Genomic DNA, 18,652 nt, shown 5'->3' with positions numbered 1-18,652 from the left:
AGCGTCGCCGCGCGGTCGGCCGGCGTGGAGAAGGAATAGCCGGCGGCTGCAGGGCTGCCTTTCGTCCCCTTACCGAAATCAGAATCCAAGCATGAGCGACTTCCTCAAGATCGAAACCATCGGACACGTGGCCGTTGCCACGATGAACCGCCCGCAGACCCGCAACGCCTTGTCGGATGACGATGCGATAGAGAGCATCGTCGACCTGTGCCAGGCGATCAACGACGACCTCTCGGTGCGTGTGCTGGTGCTGACCGGGGCGGGCCCGGCGTTCTCGTCGGGCGGTAATTTGAAGACGCTGCGCGATACCGTCGGCACCGGGCTGGGCGTGCCGGCGAATAGCCGTTACGCGTACCGGAACGGCATCCAGCGGCTGCCGCTGGCATTGCAGGCGCTTGAGGTGCCGACGATCGCCGCCGTGAACGGCCCCGCGTACGGTGCCGGCAATGACCTCGCGTGCATGTGCGATATCCGGATTGCCTCGGACAAGGCGGTGTTCGCGGAGAGCTTCGTCAAGTTGGGATTGCTGCCCGGCGATGGCGGGGCGTGGCTGCTGCCGCGTGCCGTGGGCATGTCGCGCGCCTGCGAGATGTCGTTCACGGGCGAGGCGATCGATGCGCAGCAGGCGCTGGCGTGGGGGCTGGTCTCGCGCGTGGTGCCTGCGGACGAGTTGATGCCGGCCGCCATGTCGCTGGCGGGGCGAATCGCCGCCAACCCGGGGCACGCGCTGCGCATGACCAAGCGGCTGCTGCGCGAAGGCCAGCAAACCAGCCTCGCCACGCTGCTCGAAATGTCCGCCGGCTTCCAGGCGCTGGCGCACCATACCGAGGAGCACGAGGCCGCGCTCGACGGTTTCCTGAAGCGCTAGCGTCACATCAGCCGGCCGTCGCCGGCGCACATAACCATAATGGAGACAACAATGCATCGACAAATCGCGGGCCTGTGCATGGCCGCCATGCTTTGCGCGACCAGCGGCGCCGCCGCCGCCGCGGACTACCCAGACCGGCCGGTCAAGATCGTGGTATCGCTGCCGCCCGGCAGCGGCGCCGACACCACCGCGCGTTTTATCGGCAAGCACCTGACCGAGAAGTTCGGCCAGCCCTTCGTGGTCGAGAACAAGCCGGGCGCCAACAGCTTCATTGCCGCGCGCCAGGTAGCCGAGTCGGCACCGGACGGCTACACGATGTTCGTCGCCAGCAACTCGCCGATGGTGACCAACGCGGCAGTCTTCCGCCAGCTGCCTTATGACCCGATCAAGGACTTCGTGCCCGTGGCGCGCATCGCGCGGTTCCCGATGGTGCTGGCGGTGCCCGCCAGCTCGCCGTACACGACGCTCGACGGACTGGTCACGGCCGCGCGCAACGCGCCGGGCAAGCTGAACTACGCAGCCGGCACGCCGACCTATCAGGTGGCGCTGGAACTGTTCCACGAAACGCGTGGTATCCGCGCCATGCCCGTGCCGTACAAGGGGACGTCGCTCGCCATGAGCGACCTCGCCGGCGGGAGCGTGGATTACACGATGGCGGAGGTGAGCGCCGTGATGCCGCTGGTGCGAGCCGGCAAGGTGCGCGCGCTGGCGGTAGGCAGCCCGGAACGGCTCAAGGAACTGCCCGGCGTGCCCACCATCGCCGAGACCGGCAGCAAGGGCTACGAGGCGTTCGCCTGGACCGGCGTGTTCCTGCCGGCCAAGACGCCGCAGACCGTGGTCGACAGTATTGCCAAGGCGGTGGGTGATCTCCTTGCGACGCAGGAAAGCGCGCGTTTCATCGAGACGATGGGCGGCACGGTGTTCCCGGCCACTCCACAGCAGTTCCGCGATTTCCAGGTCAGCGAGATCGAGCGGACACGGCGCATCGTCAAGACGGCGAATATCCACCAGGAGTAGTGCCGCCAGCCTCGCCCGCCAAGCCCGCTGCAGCGATGCTGCGGGCGACGGCGACGAAATTGCTCGCCGTGGCGGTCATCGCATCCGGCAGCGTGGCGAGTGCAACGCCCATGGCCTGTTGCATGGGCCAGTCCCGCAGCCGCAGCAGCCGCACGCCGGTGCCGGCGTACTTGACCGCGTTGTTCGGCACCAGCGCCACGCCCAGCCCGCTATCCACCAGACTAAGGATCGATTGCACCTGCACCGCTTCCTGCGCGATGCGCGGCTTGATGCCGGCGCCGTGCAGCGCGCAGGTGATCAGCATGTGCATCGACGGCACCCGCGTGCGCGAGTACATGATGAAGGGCACATCCCCCAGTTCGGATAGGGCGATGTCCGCCTGTGCGGCCAGCGGCGAGTCCGTGCTGACGGCCAGCATGAAGTGGTCGCGCTGCAGCAGGGTCAGTTCGGCATTGGTGGGTTCGAGCACCGGGTAGCGCACCAGCGCCACGTCGAGCGAGTGGTCCTCGAGCCGGCTCAGCAGTTCCACGGTCGTCGATTCCTCGATGGCGAGGTCCACGCTCGGGTACTGTCGCCGATACGTACGCAGCAGTTCCGGCATCACCGAGTACGTGGCCGATCCGATGAACCCCAGCCGCAGCATGCCTTGCTCGCCCGCTTCGCCCTCGCGCGCGGCACGGCGCACTTCCTCCGAATAGAACAGCGTGCGGCGCGCGTTGCGCAGCACCACCTCGCCCGCCGGCGTCAGGCGCAGGCCCGACGGCAATCGATCGAACAGCGTCACGCCCAGCTCTTCCTCGAGCTTGCGGATCGACGTGGAAAGCGGCGGCTGCGCCATGTGCAGTTTTTCGGCGGCACGGTGAAAGTTCAGCGTTTCCGCAAGAACAAGGACTTGCCTGAGTTGACGAAGCTCCATGGGCGCGAAGAAGGGCGGTTGGCAATACGGCTGGCGTATCGGGCGGTCTCTATCCGGTATTGGACGCGGCCGGGCGGGGGCCATAGATTATGCCATCCCGGCACCGCAACAGGCGGCCTGCCGGCCATGCAAAAACCGGAGCCATCTTGACGACTTTGCTTCCCACACCCGGCCTGATTGCGATCCCGCCCGAGGACGAGGCCCTGCGTGCACCGGTGCGCGCCTTCCTGCGCTCGGCGATGCGCGACGTCGCACCCGAGGTCCGCTCCCGCTCATGGCTTGGCTTCGATGCCAGCTTCAGCCAGGCGCTCGCCGCACAGGGCTGGATCGGCCTGACCCTGCCACGGGAATACGGCGGCGGTGGCCGCAGCGGCTTCGCGCGCTTCGTGCTACTCGAGGAATTGCTCGCTGCCGGCGCGCCGGTCTCCGCCCACTGGATCGCCGACCGGCAGACCGCGCCACTGATCCTGCGCTACGGCACGCCGGCGCAGCGTGACTTCTACGTGCCGCGCATCATTCGCGGCGAAGCGTTCTTCTGCATCGGCATGAGTGAGCCCGATACGGGCTCCGATCTCGCCAGCGTGCGCACCCGGGCCACGCGCAACGACGCGGGCTGGCTGCTCAACGGCCGCAAGATCTGGACGACCAACGCGCATCGTTCGCAGTACATGGTGGCACTGGTTCGCACGTCGGGCGTGACCGAGGATCGCCACAAGGGCTTGTCGCAGGTCGTCATCGACCTCTCGCTGCCCGGCATCACGATCCGCCCCATCCGCGACGTGGCCGGCGACGCCCACTTCTGCGAAGTGCTGTTCGAGGACGTGCAACTGCCCGCCGACGCACTGATTGGCGAGGAGGGCTCGGGCTGGAGGCAGGTGACGGCGGAGCTGGCTTTCGAGCGCAGCGGCCCCGAGCGCATCTATTCGAGCCTGGTGCTGGCGGAAACATGGCTGGCGGAGGTTCGCGCCGCGGGCGAGGTGTCGCTGGCATCCACCGAACTCGCGGGCCGGATCGTCGGCAATCTGGCGGTGCTGCGTGCGATGTCGCTGGCCGTAGCCGACAAGCTGAACCGGGGCGAGAACCCCGAGCAGGAGGCCGCGCTGGTCAAGGACCTCGGCACCGAATTTGAACAGGCGATGCCCGACTGGATCCAGACGGCGCTCGAGCGCGACGCGCAGGTGCCATCGCCCGCGCTCGCACGCACGCTGGCCTATGTGATGCAGCTCGCCCCAAGCTACTCGCTGCGCGGCGGCACGCGCCAGATCCTGCGCGGCATCATCGCCCGCAGCCTCGGATTACGCTGATACTGGAGATGGTTTGATGACCGATTCCCTGCTGGAAGGATTCGAGCGGCCCCTGCTCGATCTCTGCGACGACGAACAACTGCGCCGGACCGAAGCCGGCGAGGGCGCCGCCGACCTCTGGGCGCGCATCGACGCGCTCGGCTACACCGACGCGCTCGTGCCCGAGGCGAGTGGCGGCGCCGGGCTGTCGCTGTCCGACTTGTTCCCGCTGGCGCTGGCCGCGGCGCGTGCCGGACTGCCGCTGCCGTTTGCCGAAACCGCCGTGGCGCGAGCCATCCTGGCCTCGGCCGGCATCACGGCGGGCCCGGGTGCCATCGCCATCGCACCGCTCGCGCTGGAGGTCGGCGGACAGATCGTCTGCCCGGACGTGCCCGGCGCGGCGCTGGCCGACCATGTATTGCTGAGCCGAAACGACGCCTGGTGGCTGATGCCGACGGACGGCGCGCAACGCGAGCCCGGTGCCTTCCGGCCGCGCGTGTCGGCCACGGTCCGCTGGCATAGCTCGGCGCAGGCGGTGGCGCGTATTCCCGCCGCCGGGGCCGATGCCGAGACGCTCTGCAACGCGCTACATGCCGTGGGCATGGCGGGCGCCATGCAGCGCATCCAGGCGCTCTGCGTGACCTACGCGACCGACCGCCGCCAGTTCGGGCGCGCCATTGGCCAGTTCCAGGCGGTGCAACAGGAGTTGAGCGTGCTGGCCGAGCAGGTGGCGGCAGCGGTGCTGGCGGCCCGGCTCGGCTGCGCGGCCAGCGCGGGATATCTGCCCGATCCGCTGCTCGCGGCGACGGCCAAGCTGCGAACCTCGGCGGCCGCCACGCGCGTCGCCGCCATCGCCCACGCGGTGCATGGTGCCATCGGCATCACCGAGGAACACGTGCTGGGGCTGTTCACGCGCCGACTGCACGAATGGCGCACCACGGCGGGCACGGAGTCGCGCTGCGCTGCGCGGCTGGGCGGCGCGCTGCTGGCCGAGGCGGCTTCGACGCTGTTCGACTTCGCGCGCACGCGTCTGGTCGCCGAGCGGCCGGCAGTGGCCATGGAGGGCTGAGATGGGGGAGGCGAACCGCAAGGGGCCGCTGGCCGGCGTACGGATCGTCGAGCTGGCCGGCATCGGCCCCGGGCCGATGGCGGCGATGCTGCTGGCCGACATGGGGGCGGTGGTGATCCGCATCGAACGCGAGACGCCGGTGGACCTCGGCGTCAGCAAGCCGCTGCGCTACAACCTCACGCTGCGCAATCGCACATCGATTGCGTTGGACCTGAAGCAGCCGGCCAGTGTCGAACGCGTCCTGCAACTCGTGGCTGGCGCGGATGCGCTGATCGAGGGCTTCCGGCCCGGTGTGACGGAGCGGTTGGGGCTCGGCCCCGACGTCTGCCTCGCGCGCAATCCCAGGCTTGTCTACGGCCGCATCACGGGCTGGGGGCAGGAGGGGCCGCTCGCCCAGGTGGCGGGTCACGACATCAACTACATCTCGCTGACCGGCACGCTCGATGCCATCGGCCGGCAGGGACAGCCGCCTTCCGTGCCGCTGGCGCTGCTCGGCGACATGAGTGGCGGGGCGCTCTATCTGGCCATGGGCGTGCTCGCCGCCATCCTAGAGGCGCGCGGCTCCGGCCAGGGGCAGGTGGTGGATGCGGCCATCGTGGACGGCACCGCGTCCATGGCGATGACGTTCTTCGGGATGGCGGCGGCCGGGAAGTGGCAGCCCGAACGCGGCACCAACATCCTGGACTCGGGCGCGCCGTTCTACGATGTCTACGCCTGCGCCGACGGAAAATGGATTTCGATCGGCCCGATCGAGGCACGCTTCCATGCCGAGTTGCTGGAGCGCATGGGCATCCCGGCGGACGCCATCGGCCCGCAGATGGACACCGCGAGCTGGCCGCATACCCGCGAGGTGCTCGCCGCCGCGTTCCGCACCCGCACGTGCGCGGCTTGGTGCGATCTGCTCGAAGGCACCGATGTCTGCTTTGCGCCGGTCCTGTCGTTTGCCGAGGCGCCGTCGCACCCGCATCTGAAGGCGCGCGGCACATTCGTCGAGGTGGATGGCGTGGTGCAGCCCGCGCCGGCGCCGCGCTTCAGCCGCACGCCTTCGGCCATGCCGACACCGCCACAGGCGCCGCAATCGCCCGATGCCGACGGCGTGGATGCCGCGCTGGCCGCCTGGGGCTTGTCGCCCGAGGCGATTGCCGGCTGGCGGGGCGCCTGAGCCGGCGGCGGTTCGAGCGGTGGCAGGAAAGAAAACAGGCCCTTGCGGGCCTGTTTTCGTCAGGGGCTGGTGCGGTACCGCTCGCGCAGCGCCTGCTTGTACAGCTTGCCGGTCGGCAACCGGGGCATGCGGTCGATGAAATCCACCGAGCGCGGAATCATGTACCGCGCCACCTTCCCGCGCAGGTAGGCGATCAACTCCTCGCCGAGCGCCGCGCTGGGCACGATGCCTGGTGCCGGCTCGATGATGGCCTTGACCTGCTCGCCCATCTCGGCGCACGGAACGCCGATGACCGCCACGTCCCCGACCTTCTCGTGCGTGACCAGCGCGTCCTCGATCGCCTGGGGATAGATGTTGACGCCGCCGGAGATGATCATGAACGTCTTCCGGTCGGTCAGGTACAGGTAGCCTTCCTCGTCCACATAGCCCACGTCGCCCACCGTGGTCCAGTTGCGATGCCGGGGATGTCGCGCGGACTCGGTCTTCTCCGGATCGTTGTGGTAGTGGAACGCCAGGGTGTCCCGCTCGAAGTAGATCAGGCCCGGCTGCCCCGGGGGCAGGACGTCGCCCTCGTCGTTGCAGATGTGTAGCTTGCCGATGGCTTCGCGGCCGACCGAGCCCGGATGCGCAAGATAGCCGGCACTGTCGATCATCGTCAGCCCGCTGCCTTCGGTGGAGCCGTAGTACTCGTGCAGGATGGGGCCCCACCATTCGATCATGCGCAGCTTGACGTCGGCCGGGCAGGGCGCCGCCGAGTGCACGGCCATGCGCAGGCTCGACAGGTCGAAACCGTGCCGCTCCTGCTCGGTCAGCTTCATCAGCCGGACGAACATGGTCGGCACCCACTGGCTGTGCGTGACACGGTAGCGCTCGATCAGCGCCAGCGCGGCGAGCGGTTCGAACTTCTCCATGAACACGGCGGTGCCGCCCGTGGCTTGCAGCTGCAGCGCCCAGGCCAGCGGTGCCGCGTGGTAGAGCGGGGCCGTCGACAGGTAGACCATGTCGTCGGAGAAGTCGTAGTGGCGCAGTTGGCCGCGCCGGAACGGGTCGATGAAATCGGCCATCCGGGTCGAAGGCTGGGCACGCACGATGCCCTTCGGGCGTCCCGTGGTGCCCGAGCTGTACAGCATCAGGGCGCCGAGGGTTTCGGCGTCGAGCGGGGCGTCCGAGACCGTCGCGACGGCAGCTTCGTAGCTGTCCCAGCCGTCGATCGTGCCGTCCACCATCAGCCGCGCGGAGCAGTTCGGCATCAGCCCGGTCAGCCCTTCGGCCAGCTCGCGCATGGCATGGGAACTGATGACCACGCGCGATTCGCTGTCTTCGACGATGTAGGCCGCCTCGGCCGGCGTCAGGAACCGGTTGACCGGCGTGACGAGCAACCCGGAGCGCAAGGCCGCCCAGCCGATTTCGAAACAACGGAGGTTGTTCTCCAGCACCATGGCGATGTGGTCGCCCGGGCGCAGCCCCATTTGCTGGAGCCGCCGCGCGAGGCGGTTGGCACGCCGGTCCAGCTCGCCGTAGGTCAGGGAGATGCCATTGCTGCCATTGATGACGGCGATCCGCTCGGGGTGCCGCCGCGCGCGGTCGCCCAGGTGTGTCCAGTCTTCGTTCTGCATGGTCGTGTTGTCTCCGGGTGGCATCCAGCTATGGCAGCGTGTTGGCGAGCACCAGCGCGGCGGCGGCCGTGAACATGCCGCCCACCCCCTGCACGAAACTGCACTGCACGCCATCCACCTGCCGGAAGGCCTCGCCGCGCAGCTGGCGCACGGCCTCCAGGATCGCGAACATGCCGTACATGCCGGTATGCGTGTACAGGATGCCGCCGCCATTGGTGTTCATCGGCAGCTTGCCGCCGGGGCGGGTATGGCCGGCCTCGATGAAACGCGCGGCTTCGCCGTGCGCGACGAAACCGAGATCGGCCAGCCCGTAGAGCGGCAGGTGCGCGAAGGCGTCGTAGATCATCAGATGATCGATGTCGGCGTGGCTCACGCCAGACTCCGCGAACGCCTGGCGGCTCGACAGGCGGAACGCCTTCGAGCTGGTCATGTCGTCCATCATCGAGATTAGCGGGCTGTCGCAGGCCTCGCCCGAGCCGAGCAGGTAGACCGGACTGTCCGCGCGCCGGAGGTTGCGCGCGTGCTCCGCCGTAGTGATAACCAGGGCCCCGCCGCCGTCGGTGACCACGCAGCATTCGAGCTTGTGGAACGGATAGGCGATCATCGGGGACGCCATCACGTCGTCCACGGTCAGCAGCTTGTTGCGGCTGGCGCGCGGGTTGCCGGCGGCCCAGTGGCTCTGCGCCACGACCACTTCGGCCAGTTGCTCGTGGGTGGTGCCGGTCTCCTTCATGTAGCGCAGCATCGGCAGCGTGAAGGTGTTGGGCGGCGCGCCGCTGCCGTAGGGCATCTCGAACTGGCCCAGCATCGAGAATGGCGGCACTGAGCGAGGCGGCCAGCCCACACGCGAGCGGCCGGACTGGCCGTGGAGCACCAGCACGGTGTTGCAGAGTCCGGCGCGGATCGCGGCGGCGGCGTGCCGCACGTGGACCATGAACGAGCAGCCGCCTACCGAGGTGCCGTCGTACCAGGCGGGCGTGATGCCGAGGTAGTGGGCGACGTCGATGGGGCTGTCCACGGCGCTCGTGATGCCGTCCACATCGGCCAGCGTGAGGCCGGCGTCGGCCAGCGCGCGGCGCGCGGCGTCGGCGCGCAGGTCCATCTCGGACAGGTGGGGCAGGGCGCCCAGTTCCGTCTCGGCGGCGCCGGCAATGGCGATGATCTGGTCGAGCCGGCTCATCGGGCGGCCTCCGTCTGGGGCTTGAACTGCGGCAGCATGACCTCGCCGCGCGGCTCGAACACCACTTCGAGCGGCATATCGAGCACGAGGTGCGCCGGGTCGGCGGGTACGCCGACGATATTCGTCATCATGCGCGGGCCTTCCTCGAGTTCCACCACGGCAATCACGTAGGGCGTCTGGCCGGCCCAGCCCGGCATGGCCAGGTGGCTGATCACATAGGAATACAGGCGCGCACGGCCGCTGGCGCGGACCCACGACAAGGTCTCGGCACCGCATTGGTGGCAGTGCGGGCGTGGATACAGCACGTGCGTGCCGCAGCTGTCGCAGACCTGGAGGCGCAGTTCGCCGGCCTGCGTGCCTTCCCAGAAGGGGCGCGTGCCGGGCACCGGCTGCGGCGTGAATTTCGCGACGGGGGATGGAGTCGGGGTCATGCCGGAACGCCCTCGCGGTGCGGGATCTCGCCCGAGATCAGCGCGTTGGGCGCGGCGCGGGCCACCAGATCGGGGATGTGCGCCGACAACTCCTCCGGCAGCCAGCGGCCCTCTTTCTCGATGCGAGGGCCGGCGTGCCAGCCCTCGGCCACCGTGATGGCGCCGCCGCGCACGCCGAACACGCGTCCGGTAATGGTGCTGGATTGCGTGCTGCCGAGCCAGACCACGAGCGGCGCGACGTTGCCGGCGTCGAGCGGATCGAAGCCGCCGCCGGCCTGCGTCTGTTCCGCCTGCGCGGCCATGCCGTTCTGTCGGAACAGGTCTTCGGTCAGGCGGCTCATGGCCGTCGGGTAGATCACGTTGACGGTGGCGCCGTAGCGCTCCAGCTCCCGTGCGGCAACGATCGACATATTGGCGATGCCCGCCTTGGCCGCGCCGTAGTTGGTCTGGCCGACGATGCCGTAAAGGCCCGACGACGAACTCGTGTTGATCACGCGCGCCGCGCGGGTGCGCCCGGCCTTGGCCTCGTCGCGCCAATAGGCGGCGGCGTGGCGCATCGGCGCAAAGGTGCCGCGCAGATGGACGCGGATCACGGAGTCCCAGTCCGCTTCCGTCATATTGACGAGGGTACGGTCGCGCAGGATGCCGGCGTTGTTGACGAGCACGTCCAGCCCGCCAAAGTGGTCGATGGCGGTCTGGATCAGGCGTTGCGCGCCGTCCCAGTCCGAGATGTCGTCGGTATTGGCCACGGCTTGTCCGCCTGCCGCGAGGATTTCGTCGACCACCGCCTGTGCGGGGCCGCTTGCCGCGCCGGCGCCGTCAGGTGCGGCGCCCAGATCATTGACCACCACGCGCGCGCCGGCGCGTGCGAATTGCAGCGCGTACTCGCGCCCGATGCCGCGACCGGCGCCAGTAATGACGACGACGCGATCCTTGCAAAGCTCGCTCATGACACTCCTTCTGTGTGTGCGGGGGATTCGGAGGTTCGGGGAATTCAGCGCCGGGCCTGCTGGATGGCCTCGACTGCGCGCCGATATCGTGTGGATTCGTTGGCAAGGTCCTGATCGGCCTGCGCGCCCGAGACGGACATCGCTTCGGAGCCGGCAAACGTCGTCAGGAATTGCAGGTAGGCCGGGGACCGTGTGATGGCGGCGACAGCCTGTTCCAGACGCCGCGCCGTGGCGTCGTCGGTCTGGCGGCGGACCGCGAGCCCGATCCAGACATACATCTCGTAGCCGGGGAAGCCCGTTTCGCGCAGCGTGGGCACGGCTGGCAGGTCCGGCAGGCGGGTCGTGGCGGTGCTGGCCAGTGCGCGCAGCTTGCCCGCGCGCACCAGCGGCATGGAGGCGCCGGCATCGAGCAGGCCGAGGTCCACCGCACCGCCGATCACATCGGCCGATGCCTGCGAGAAGCCCTTGTAGCTGACCGCATTGAACGCCAGGCCGCCTTGCTGGGCCAGCAGCATGCCGGCGACGCGGTAGGTGTTGCCGTAGTCGGCCAAACTGACGGCGCCGGGCGTGGCGCGGACGGTCTCCAGCGCCTGCTTCACGTCGGCGTAGGGCTTCTGCGGCCCCGTCACGAGCAGCGCGGAGTTGCGGTAGAGGAACGACACCATGCGGAAGTCCCGCTGGAGATCGTAGTTCGCGGCCTTGTTCAGTAGCGGACCGCTGAGCATGGAAGGCGTCACCAGCAGGATGCTGTAGCCGTCGGCCGGTGCGCTCAGGACGCTCTGCACAGCGATCAGGCCCTCCGCGCCGGGGCGATTCTCGACGATGACCGGCTGGCCCAAGGCAGCGCCGAGCTTGTCGGCGACGAAGCGCGACACGGCGTCGCCGCTACTGCCGGGGCCGATCAACAGGACGATGCGCAGCGGACGGGAGGGGAACGTTTCAGCGCGAACACCGCCAGCGCACAACCCCAGGGTCACAGCGAGTGCGGCCAGCGTCGCGCGCCGCTTCGCCGTGGTGCAGCATGGAAACTTGCGTGCCATCGTCATCCCCTCGAAACATACGGTGTTCGGGGATGATGTAGGTCAAAGAGAGTGGGCTACCCTCCCTGTAATGGGGGGGCGGGTCTGCCCCAGTTGGGTGGGCGCGAACACGCCGTTCCTAATCGAGCTGGACATTGGCGCGCTTCACCACCTCGGTCCAACGCTTGTTGTCCTCGGCGATCACCTTGGCGAAGGTGTCGCTCGTGCCATAGAACGGCTGCGCGCCTTCGGCAATCAACTGCTTGACCATGGCTGGATCCGTGGCGACGGTCCGGACGGTGTCCTGCAGCTTCCTGATGACCTCGGCGCTGGTGCCGGCCGGTGCCATCAGGGCTGACCAAGACTCGGTCTCGGCGTTCTTGATGCCGAGTTCCTCAAACGTCGGCACGTCCGGAATCGCGGGATTGCGCTGGTGGCTGGCCACGCCGAGCAGCCGGATCTTGCCGGCCTTCGCATACGGCTGCAGGCCCGGAAGATTCGCGAACAGGATCTGGATCTGGCCGCCGAGGAGGTCGGTGGTCGCCGGTCCCGCGCCTTTGTACGGCACGTGGGTGAACTTGACGCCCGTCCGCAGCATGAACAGCTCGCCGATCATGTGGTTGACGGAGCCCTGGCCGGCGGAGCCCATGTTCAGCTTGCCGGGATTCGCCTTGGCGTACTGGAGCAGTTCGGCCATGTTTTTCGCCGGCGTGTTTGCGGAGACAGCCAGCACGTTCGGCACCGTGGCGAAGAGCGCAATCGGCGTGAAGTCCTTCGCCGGCGAGAAGGTCAGGTTCTTTGTCAATAGCGGCTGGATCACCTGGCTGCCCATCGTGGCGTACAGCAGCGTGTAGCCATCGGCACGTGCCTTGGCCACATAGGCCGCGCCGATGGCGCCGCCGGCGCCCGGCTTGTTGTCGACGATCACCGGCTGTCCGAGCATCTGGGACATGCGCGTGGCCAGCAGCCGCGCGGTGAGATTCACAGTGCCGCCGGGCGCGAAGGGCACGACGAGGTCGATCGGCTTGTTGGGGTAGCCCTGCGCGCCGGCGGCCGAGCAGCACGCCATGGCCGCGATGAGCACGGTGGTGAACTTGAACATGGTTGTCTCCTCTATTCTTGATGTTGTCAGCCGGCTACCAGGTTCCGGGTGCGCTGCTCCAGCAATGCGGCGGCGTCGTCGATGCGGGTGACGGTGGCGTCCAGCGCGGTGGTGCGGGTATCGAGCGCGCGGCGCTGCACGTCGAGCCGCTCGCGCACGCCTTGCGGGGCTGGCGCGCCGTACGACTGGCGACTGTTCACATTGCGGATCGGGTCCAGGCATTGGGCGACGTCCTCGGCCGAGATCCCGGCTGGCCTGCCAACTTGCTCCGCAGTGGCGTCATCGATCATCGCTGGGGTGATCGCGGTCGCCGGCAGGCCCTCGTCGAGCGCACGCCGCACTACGGCGCCGATAATGTGATGGGCATCGCGGAACGAGAGGTCGGCCTTGCGGACGAGCAGGTCGGCCAGATCGGTCACCGTGGAGAAGTCGTTAGCCGCGCGCGACGCCATGCGTTCCCGCTCGGGCTGCACGTCCCGCACCAGCAGCTTCATCAGTTCCAGGCTCTTCAGGGCCTCTTCGCAGCTCTCCCAGCAGGTTCGCGTGCTTTCCCGGCTGCTGTCGCCGGAATGCGAGAAATGCGTGGATTTGACCGTCGTGAGGGCGGCCGACGTCAGGCCGATCAGCTGGGCGGTCTTGCCACGCAGGTATTCGAGCACGACCGGGTTCTTCTTCTGCGGCATGATGCTCGACGTGCCGGCGATGCTGTCCGGAAACGTCAGGTAGCCGAATTCCGGCGTCGACCAGATATAGAAGTCCTGCACCATCCGGCTGCAGGTGATCATCATGATCGAGAGTGCCGCGCTCAACTCCAGCGCAAAGTCCCGTGACGCCACGCTGTCCAGCGCGTTGCCAAGCGGCTGGCTGAAGCCGAGCAGGGTGCTGGTGAGGGTGCGGTCGACCGGAAATGACGTGCCGGCGAGCGCGCAAGCGCCCATCGGGCAGCCGTCGAGGGTTTCCAGGACATGCATCAGGCGGTCGATGTCCCGGGACCAGGCTTCCACCAGCGCCGACAGGTAATAGCCATAGGTGATGGGCTGCGCGGCCTGCATGTGGGTATAGCCGGGCATGACGTAGTCGGCGTAGGCATCCGCCTGGCTCAGCGCGGCATCGCATAGCCCGGCCAGCGCCGCGCAGATCCGGATCACGAAGTCGCGCGCGCGGATCCGGTCATTGGTCGCCCCAATATCGTTGCGGCTCCGTGCCGTGTGCAGACGGCCGCCGACATTCTGGCCAATCAGGCGGATCAGGTGCGCCTCGTAGTTGAAATAGGCATCCTCCCGCGCTTCATCGAGTTCGACGACCTCGGGGCCCTCGCGCCGCATTTTCAGCAGGGCGTTGGCGAGGGTGGCGGTGGTGGTTTTGTCGAGAATCTCCTGCTGGTCCAGCATGACCAGATGGGCCAGGTTGATTTGCGTCAGCACTTCGAAATTCTTGGTAAAGAATTCACGCGTGGTACGCGGCTGGAAAATGTACTGGATAACCTCTTTGGCGGGAGGTTGCTTAAGCCGGCGGCTGACTTTGGATTCCATTTTCAAACTCGGTTGAAATAAACATACATCGAGTTTGGTTTGCGACAACCCATGCGTCAAATCAGGTGATCGCACTGTCTTATACAATTCCGATATGGGTTGAGGGCGGGGTGGCGCATGCGTCCCTGCGTGCCACAATCGCCATCTTTCGGGAGGCCGTTCCATGAACTTCAAAGAAATCGAGGCGTTCCGCGCCGTGATGATGTCGCGCTCCATGACCACGGCGGCCGGTCTTCTGCATACGTCGCAACCCAATATCAGCCGCTGGATCGGCTTGCTGGAGAGCAAGGTGGGCTTCCAGTTGTTTCAGCGCGTGGGGACCAAGTTGATTCCCACGGCAGAGGCCGAGGCGTTCTATGCGGACGTCGAACGCGCTTTCATCGGACTCGAATCTCTGGACGACAGTGCGAACACGATTCGCAGCCGGGGCACCGGGTTACTGCGCGTGGGGGCCGTCGGCTCCATTGCCGACAGCATATTGCCGGACGCCATGCGATTCTTTCGGCAGGATTTTCCCGATATTCCGGTGCTGCTGAATACGGGCAGGTCCGAGGTGGTGGCTAAATGGATCGCGAGAGGATTTTGCGATATTGGATTTTGCTCCGTTCCGACCGAACTACCGAGCCTGCAATATGAGGAAATCAATCTCGCGCGTGGCGTGGGCATTGTTCCCGCATCCCATCGGCTGGCGAGACGTTCGGTCCTGAATCCGGCGGATTTCGAAGGGGAATCCTTCATTTCGCTGCCGGCGGAAAGCGCGAACCGGCGGGAGATCGACCGGCACTTTCCGATCGGCTCGCGGCTGCTGGCCATCGAAACGCCGTTTGCCACGACGATCTGCAAGATGGTCAGCAAGGGTCTCGGCGTGTCCATCGTGAGTCCGATCGTCAGCCACGCGCTTGGCTTGCCCGATGTGCGCGAGATTCCGTTTGCGGGCGAGGTCATGTTCCGCAGCTTCGCGGTCACGTCTGACCATTTCCCCTTGAATTTCCTGGCTAGCCGGCTGGCGGCGTGCGTGCGGCAGGCGTTTGACGCAGCGGATGACTGAGGCGGTTAATCCGCCGGTCGCCACTGGCCGGAGTCGTGGCGGACATCGACCCTTTCGCCATTCAGCCGCAATTGCTCGGCATTCATCGTCGCGGCAGCGGCAGGGTCAATATCGAATTTGATGTTGAGCGCCTGTTCGACGGGGGCACTTTCGACCGGCAACTCCCAGGTCAGAAATAGCTGTGTCCAATCCTGGTCCGAGGAAAAATCGGCCAAATCGAAATCATCGCTGCCGCGCCGAATGACGGCGTGCGGCTGGCAGGTATCGAAGATCATCACCGTCCCCCGTTGCAAGGGGATACGAAGATCCAGCGCCGGAAAATGCACGTCCAGCCCTTTGGCTTCACTCAGGAAGAGATTGCAGAAGGCCAGGCCGGCGTATTGCTCTCCATCATGGTGATAGCGCGCGCCGCGGCAGGCCATGAGCGCGACGTCGGTCGACAAAATCATGCCGAAGGTGCGCGCCCAATCTGACACCGCCTGTACGCAGGCCGAGTAGTGGGGCCAGCGCATTCGCGCCCGTGGCAGGGACATCGCTTCGACATCGCCGGTTTCCAGCGACATATTGGACGCGATTTCCCGCGCCCAATCCGCGCGCAGCCGGGCGGGCGGTTCGGGAATGTCGACCGTGCCGGATAACACGACGTCACTCACACTCCGGCTGCGGATGGCATCGTCACTCCAGAAATAGGCAATGAGCGGTGCAGGAGAGGGTTGGGGGATGTGGTGCATGGCCGACAGTGTAATGCGTCGCCCTTATTCTGCAGGGCAGTGCTTCATCGGTATTCCCGAGGATGTATTTTCATTGACGATTCAACGAAAATGGCATTTCCGGCCTGTGCACAGGCCGCTAATAACAAGAGCCCTCGCATGTCCCGTCTTGCCTCGCTGCGTCCCGCACTGCCAATTCTCATTGGCGCCTCAGTCATGCTGTCGCTCGCCATGGGCCTGCGGCAGAGCCTGGGCATTTTCGTGCCGCCCCTGACCCGCGACATCGGGATTTCAGTGGGCGATTTCACGATTGCCGTGGCGGTACAAAACCTCACCTGGGGTGTGTTGCAGCCATTTGCCGGCGCGCTGGCGGTACGAACCGGGTTCCGCCCGCTGATGGTCGGGGGCGCGTTGCTGTACCTGATCGGGCTGGTGCTGCTCGCCACGTCCCACGGACTCTGGGCGGTCGTGCTCGGCGCCGGGGTGCTGATCGGCATGGCGATGGCTTCCACCGGCACGGCGATGGCGATGGCCGCGGCATCGAGCGCCGTGAACGTTCAGGTGCGCAGCCTGGTGCTCGGCTGCGTGTCGGCCTGCGGTTCGCTCGGGGCGATGATCGCCGCGCCGCTGGGGCAGAGCATTGCCAGCGAATGGGGCTGGCGCATGGGCGTGGCCGCCTTTGTCGTGCTGGCGCTGGTGATGCTGCCCGCCGCCTGGTTTGCTGGCCGTTCTGACACTTCGCGCCAGACGCCCACGCGGGCGCAGCCGGAGCTGAGTGGCCGCCAGGCCCTGATGGGCGCGCTGCGGCATCCGCCGTTCGTGGTCATGGCGCTGGCCTACACCGTCTGCGGGATGCAATTGGTGTTCCTGACGACGCACCTTCCCGCATACCTCGATATCTGTGGCATGGACCCGATGCTGTCCGCCAAGGCGCTCGGCATGATCGGCGGATTCAACGTGCTGGGCAGCCTGTTTTTCGGATGGGCGGGCGGGCGGGTCAACAAGCTGCTGTTGCTCGGCGGCATCTATATCTGCCGTTCCCTCGGCTTCATCTGGTTCTTCCACACACTGCCGACCCCGGAAAGCACGCTGGTGTTCTCGGGGGTGATGGGATTTCTCTGGCTGGGCGTGTCGCCGCTGGTGCAAGGGTGGATCGCGCAGACCTTCGGCCTGCGCTGGCAGGCGATGATCGCCGGGGTGGCGTTCTTCAGTCACCAGATCGGCAGCTTTATCGGCGCCTTCGGGGGCGGCTGGCTCTACGACCTGATGCAGAACTACTCCGTCGCGTGGAAGGTGGGCGCCGCGCTGGGGTTGACCGTTGGCCTGATCCAGATCGCCTTCGCGCTGGTGCCGAGGGCGCCGTCGCCGGATCTGGTGCCGTCATCCTAATCCAGCGCGCGGTTCCTCGACTCCACGTTGACGGCGCCAATGGCGACCGCCCCGGCGAGCAGCATGGCGGAGATCAAGGCCAGCGCCAGGGTGAAGTGCGTGGCCATCACCGGGGCAATGATCGAGGGCGCGAACAGTCCGCCGAAACGCGCCACGGCGCCGCACGTGCCCATGCCTGTCGCCCGCAGGTCGGTCGGATAGACCTCGGGGGTGAAGGCGTACAGCGCGCTCCATGTGCCAAGCAGCGAGAAGCTCATGAGCAGCGTCGAGCCGACCACCACCGTGGGATCGGTGCCAAAGCTGTACAGCATGCACCCCGCGGCGCTGAGCAGCAGGAAGCCGATCAGCGTGGGCTTCCGGCCCCAGCGTTCCACGCCATAGGCAGACAAGGCGTAGCCCGGCAACTGCACGATGGCGAGGATCACCAGGAAGACCTGCCCGCGCATGAAGGCGAATCCTTCGGCGCCGAGCTTGATCGGCAGGTAGACGAACACGCCGTAGTACGCGATGGAGACGAGCGCCCATGCCGCCAGCAGCGCCAGGGTGCGGCGCCGAAGACCGCCCGAGAACAGCGCAAGGACCGATTTTGGCGCGGCACGCTCCGCTTGCAGCGGCGGGATTTCCACCTGCCTGCCGTTCGCATCGGCCACACGCTGGAGCACCGCGCGCGCCGCGTCCGGCTTCCCGTTTCGGTTGAGGAACATCGGCGATTCCGGGATATAGAAGCGCAGGACCACGCCCACCAGCGCGGGAATGGCGGTGACAAGGAAGATCGCGCGCCAGGCCTGATCGCCATAGGACAGCGCTGCCAGCGCCAGCAAGGCCAGGCAGAGCGTGCCGAGCGCCCAGAAGGACTCCAGCAGGACCAGCCAGCGGCCACGGCGGTCGCGGGGCAGGAACTCCGCCATCATGGTGTAGTCGACGGGCAGCGTGCCGCCGACGCCAATCCCCGTGAACAAGCGCAGCACCAGCAGCCAGGTCAGGTCCGGCGCGAAGGCGGAGGCGACCCCGCAGATCGCGTCGATGACCACGGCCGTCATCAGCACGGGCCGCCGGCCGATGCGGTCCGCCAGTCGCCCGAAGAAGAACGCCCCCGCCAGCATGCCGACGAAGAAGAACGTGCCCGTTTGCAGCGCCTGGGGCACGGAGATGCCGAACGTCTTCGCAATCGACGGGGCGCTGAAGCCGATGGACAGCACCTGCATGGCGTCCGCCAGCCACACCAGGCCGAAGATGACAAAGAGCCGGTACTGGAACTTGCCGACGCCCGCGGCCTCGATGGCGCTTTCCAGAGACACCGGGGCGGCCGTAGCGTGGCGGGGGATGTGATCGAGCGTGCTGGTCATGTTGGGGGGAGACT

Annotated in this window: 17 protein-coding genes; 7 read left to right on the top strand and 10 right to left on the bottom strand. The window is 67.1% G+C overall.

Going from position 1 to position 18,652, the window contains the following annotated elements; translation table 11 throughout:
- Window positions 1-91: 91 nt before the first annotated feature.
- Together AC1DP9_RS04215 and AC1DP9_RS04210 are read left to right on the top strand one after the other, a co-directional pair.
- Window positions 92-868: a crotonase/enoyl-CoA hydratase family protein gene (locus tag AC1DP9_RS04215; protein ID WP_454757020.1), complete on the top strand. Its 777-nt coding sequence runs from the start codon at window positions 92-94 to the stop codon at window positions 866-868.
- 51 nt (window positions 869-919) lie between these two features.
- Complete coding sequence (locus AC1DP9_RS04210; RefSeq protein ID WP_477106705.1) at window positions 920-1,885, top strand: Bug family tripartite tricarboxylate transporter substrate binding protein; 966 nt, start codon at window positions 920-922, stop codon at window positions 1,883-1,885.
- Here AC1DP9_RS04210 and AC1DP9_RS04205 read toward each other — a convergent pair.
- Entirely contained in the window at window positions 1,857-2,801 is a 945-nt protein-coding gene (locus AC1DP9_RS04205; RefSeq protein WP_477106704.1) for a LysR family transcriptional regulator, read from the bottom strand. The two genes, AC1DP9_RS04210 and AC1DP9_RS04205, sit on opposite strands and share 29 nt — an antisense overlap.
- A gap of 146 nt (window positions 2,802-2,947) precedes the next feature.
- Here AC1DP9_RS04205 and AC1DP9_RS04200 point away from each other — a divergent pair, with 146 nt between their 5' ends.
- From AC1DP9_RS04200 to AC1DP9_RS04190, 3 genes are read left to right on the top strand one after another with little or no spacing between them, the layout of a single operon-like run.
- Window positions 2,948-4,105, top strand: a complete 1,158-nt coding sequence (locus AC1DP9_RS04200) for an acyl-CoA dehydrogenase family protein (RefSeq protein WP_477106703.1) — start codon at window positions 2,948-2,950, stop codon at window positions 4,103-4,105.
- A gap of 16 nt (window positions 4,106-4,121) precedes the next feature.
- Window positions 4,122-5,153 carry an acyl-CoA dehydrogenase family protein gene (locus AC1DP9_RS04195; RefSeq protein WP_477106702.1) on the top strand — a complete coding sequence of 344 codons (1,032 nt, stop codon included), beginning with the start codon at window positions 4,122-4,124 and terminating at the stop codon, window positions 5,151-5,153.
- A gap of 1 nt (window position 5,154) precedes the next feature.
- The gene (locus AC1DP9_RS04190) at window positions 5,155-6,315 is read left to right on the top strand and encodes a CaiB/BaiF CoA transferase family protein (RefSeq protein WP_477106701.1); all 1,161 of its coding nucleotides are present in this window, start codon (window positions 5,155-5,157) and stop codon (window positions 6,313-6,315) included.
- Between the two features lie 59 nt (window positions 6,316-6,374).
- Here the strand turns inward: AC1DP9_RS04190 and AC1DP9_RS04185 are convergent, their stop codons facing one another.
- The 7 genes from AC1DP9_RS04185 to argH form a co-directional block, all read right to left on the bottom strand.
- Window positions 6,375-7,931, bottom strand: a complete 1,557-nt coding sequence (locus AC1DP9_RS04185) for an acyl-CoA synthetase (RefSeq protein ID WP_477106700.1) — start codon at window positions 7,929-7,931, stop codon at window positions 6,375-6,377.
- Window positions 7,932-7,959: 28 nt separating this feature from the next.
- Window positions 7,960-9,111: a thiolase C-terminal domain-containing protein gene (locus tag AC1DP9_RS04180; RefSeq protein ID WP_477106699.1), complete on the bottom strand. Its 1,152-nt coding sequence runs from the start codon at window positions 9,109-9,111 to the stop codon at window positions 7,960-7,962.
- Window positions 9,108-9,542, bottom strand: coding sequence for a Zn-ribbon domain-containing OB-fold protein (locus AC1DP9_RS04175; RefSeq protein WP_441591065.1), 435 nt, complete (start codon window positions 9,540-9,542; stop codon window positions 9,108-9,110). The genes AC1DP9_RS04180 and AC1DP9_RS04175 overlap by 4 nt, the downstream gene beginning before the upstream one ends.
- Window positions 9,539-10,492: an SDR family oxidoreductase gene (locus AC1DP9_RS04170; RefSeq protein ID WP_477106698.1), complete on the bottom strand. Its 954-nt coding sequence runs from the start codon at window positions 10,490-10,492 to the stop codon at window positions 9,539-9,541. The genes AC1DP9_RS04175 and AC1DP9_RS04170 overlap by 4 nt, the downstream gene beginning before the upstream one ends.
- A 44-nt stretch (window positions 10,493-10,536) precedes the next feature.
- The gene (locus AC1DP9_RS04165; RefSeq protein ID WP_177219881.1) at window positions 10,537-11,532 is read right to left on the bottom strand and encodes a Bug family tripartite tricarboxylate transporter substrate binding protein; all 996 of its coding nucleotides are present in this window, start codon (window positions 11,530-11,532) and stop codon (window positions 10,537-10,539) included.
- A gap of 118 nt (window positions 11,533-11,650) precedes the next feature.
- Entirely contained in the window at window positions 11,651-12,613 is a 963-nt protein-coding gene (locus AC1DP9_RS04160; RefSeq protein ID WP_092293051.1) for a Bug family tripartite tricarboxylate transporter substrate binding protein, read from the bottom strand.
- A gap of 26 nt (window positions 12,614-12,639) precedes the next feature.
- Entirely contained in the window at window positions 12,640-14,145 is a 1,506-nt protein-coding gene (gene argH, locus AC1DP9_RS04155) for an argininosuccinate lyase (RefSeq protein ID WP_477106697.1), read from the bottom strand.
- A 163-nt stretch (window positions 14,146-14,308) separates the two neighbouring features.
- Here argH and AC1DP9_RS04150 point away from each other — a divergent pair, with 163 nt between their 5' ends.
- Window positions 14,309-15,193, top strand: a complete 885-nt coding sequence (locus AC1DP9_RS04150; RefSeq protein WP_477106696.1) for a LysR substrate-binding domain-containing protein — start codon at window positions 14,309-14,311, stop codon at window positions 15,191-15,193.
- A 5-nt stretch (window positions 15,194-15,198) separates the two neighbouring features.
- Here the strand turns inward: AC1DP9_RS04150 and AC1DP9_RS04145 are convergent, their stop codons facing one another.
- Window positions 15,199-15,924, bottom strand: coding sequence for a hypothetical protein (locus AC1DP9_RS04145; protein ID WP_477106695.1), 726 nt, complete (start codon window positions 15,922-15,924; stop codon window positions 15,199-15,201).
- 138 nt (window positions 15,925-16,062) lie between these two features.
- Here AC1DP9_RS04145 and AC1DP9_RS04140 point away from each other — a divergent pair, with 138 nt between their 5' ends.
- Window positions 16,063-17,292, top strand: coding sequence for an MFS transporter (locus tag AC1DP9_RS04140; RefSeq protein ID WP_477106694.1), 1,230 nt, complete (start codon window positions 16,063-16,065; stop codon window positions 17,290-17,292).
- Here the strand turns inward: AC1DP9_RS04140 and AC1DP9_RS04135 are convergent.
- Window positions 17,289-18,638 (bottom strand): MFS transporter, encoded by a 1,350-nt coding sequence (locus tag AC1DP9_RS04135; RefSeq protein WP_092293061.1) that lies wholly within the window; start codon window positions 18,636-18,638, stop codon window positions 17,289-17,291. The two genes, AC1DP9_RS04140 and AC1DP9_RS04135, sit on opposite strands and share 4 nt — an antisense overlap.
- Between the last annotated feature and the right edge of the window lie 14 nt (window positions 18,639-18,652).

Source organism: Cupriavidus sp. 01L43 (assembly GCF_056399925.1).
This window is presented reverse-complemented; position numbering and strand designations above follow the sequence as displayed.

Bases quoted from the DNA above. Each gene is read 5' to 3' on its own strand.
- AC1DP9_RS04135 (WP_092293061.1), bottom strand. From the start codon at position 18,638: ATGACCAGCACGCTCGATCACATCCCCCGCCACGCTACGGCCGCCCCG.
- AC1DP9_RS04180 (WP_477106699.1), bottom strand. From the start codon at position 9,111: ATGAGCCGGCTCGACCAGATCATCGCCATTGCCGGCGCCGCCGAGACG.
- AC1DP9_RS04145 (WP_477106695.1), bottom strand. From the start codon at position 15,924: ATGCACCACATCCCCCAACCCTCTCCTGCACCGCTCATTGCCTATTTC.
- AC1DP9_RS04160 (WP_092293051.1), bottom strand. From the start codon at position 12,613: ATGTTCAAGTTCACCACCGTGCTCATCGCGGCCATGGCGTGCTGCTCG.
- AC1DP9_RS04175 (WP_441591065.1), bottom strand. From the start codon at position 9,542: ATGACCCCGACTCCATCCCCCGTCGCGAAATTCACGCCGCAGCCGGTG.
- AC1DP9_RS04205 (WP_477106704.1), bottom strand. From the start codon at position 2,801: ATGGAGCTTCGTCAACTCAGGCAAGTCCTTGTTCTTGCGGAAACGCTG.
- AC1DP9_RS04215 (WP_454757020.1), top strand. From the start codon at position 92: ATGAGCGACTTCCTCAAGATCGAAACCATCGGACACGTGGCCGTTGCC.
- AC1DP9_RS04210 (WP_477106705.1), top strand. From the start codon at position 920: ATGCATCGACAAATCGCGGGCCTGTGCATGGCCGCCATGCTTTGCGCG.
- AC1DP9_RS04185 (WP_477106700.1), bottom strand. From the start codon at position 7,931: ATGCAGAACGAAGACTGGACACACCTGGGCGACCGCGCGCGGCGGCAC.
- AC1DP9_RS04190 (WP_477106701.1), top strand. From the start codon at position 5,155: ATGGGGGAGGCGAACCGCAAGGGGCCGCTGGCCGGCGTACGGATCGTC.
- AC1DP9_RS04140 (WP_477106694.1), top strand. From the start codon at position 16,063: ATGTCCCGTCTTGCCTCGCTGCGTCCCGCACTGCCAATTCTCATTGGC.
- argH (WP_477106697.1), bottom strand. From the start codon at position 14,145: ATGGAATCCAAAGTCAGCCGCCGGCTTAAGCAACCTCCCGCCAAAGAG.
- AC1DP9_RS04150 (WP_477106696.1), top strand. From the start codon at position 14,309: ATGAACTTCAAAGAAATCGAGGCGTTCCGCGCCGTGATGATGTCGCGC.
- AC1DP9_RS04170 (WP_477106698.1), bottom strand. From the start codon at position 10,492: ATGAGCGAGCTTTGCAAGGATCGCGTCGTCGTCATTACTGGCGCCGGT.
- AC1DP9_RS04195 (WP_477106702.1), top strand. From the start codon at position 4,122: ATGACCGATTCCCTGCTGGAAGGATTCGAGCGGCCCCTGCTCGATCTC.
- AC1DP9_RS04165 (WP_177219881.1), bottom strand. From the start codon at position 11,532: ATGGCACGCAAGTTTCCATGCTGCACCACGGCGAAGCGGCGCGCGACG.